This window comes from Neisseria sp. P0021.S007 (assembly GCF_051956855.1).
This window is the reverse complement of the sequence record NZ_JBQCXA010001075.1, coordinates 1-536: the sequence shown is the minus strand read 5'-3', so window position 1 is coordinate 536 and position 536 is coordinate 1. Positions and strand designations below refer to the sequence as shown.

The window sequence follows — 536 nt, the reverse complement described above, 5'->3', positions numbered from 1 at the left end:
CTGCACAACACCAGCTCCACCCAAATCCGCGCCAATCTCGCCAAAACGCACCATTCAGACGGCCTGCCACAACCCGTCGCCCAATACATCCGCCAACACAAACTCTATGAAAAATAGCGTTTATTCAGGCAGATAAGCTATAATGCCGTCTGAAAACATTTCAACTAGGAAAATAATGAACGAACAAGAATTGCAAGACCTGCAAAAAATGGTCGAAGTGGCCGTAAACGCCCTCGAAGACATTAAAGCCAAAGACATCTCTGTTTTGGAAACCCAAGACAAAACCTCCCTGTTCGCCCGTATGATTATTGCCAGCGGCGACAGCACACGCCAAGTCAAAGCATTGGCCAACAACGTTGCCGTCGATTTGAAAGAAGCCGGTTTTGAAATCCTCAGCACCGAAGGCGACAGCGGCGAATGGACGCTTGTCGATGCAGGCGACCTCGTTGTCCACGTCATGCTCCCTGCCGTGCGCGACTTCTACGACATCGACACCTTGTGGGGCGGAGAAAAACCGAGTTTCCACGCCGGTATGC

1 protein-coding gene and 1 pseudogene are annotated in these 536 nt (G+C 51.1%); both read left to right on the top strand.

Annotation, left to right across the window (positions count from 1 at the left end):
• A pseudogene (locus ACTHUR_RS17605) lies at window positions 1-117 on the top strand (nicotinate-nicotinamide nucleotide adenylyltransferase); the annotation flags it as partial.
• 58 nt (window positions 118-175) lie between these two features.
• Window positions 176-536 (top strand): ribosome silencing factor (gene rsfS, locus ACTHUR_RS17600; RefSeq protein ID WP_440400013.1); only part of this gene is annotated, 361 nt, incomplete at its 3' end.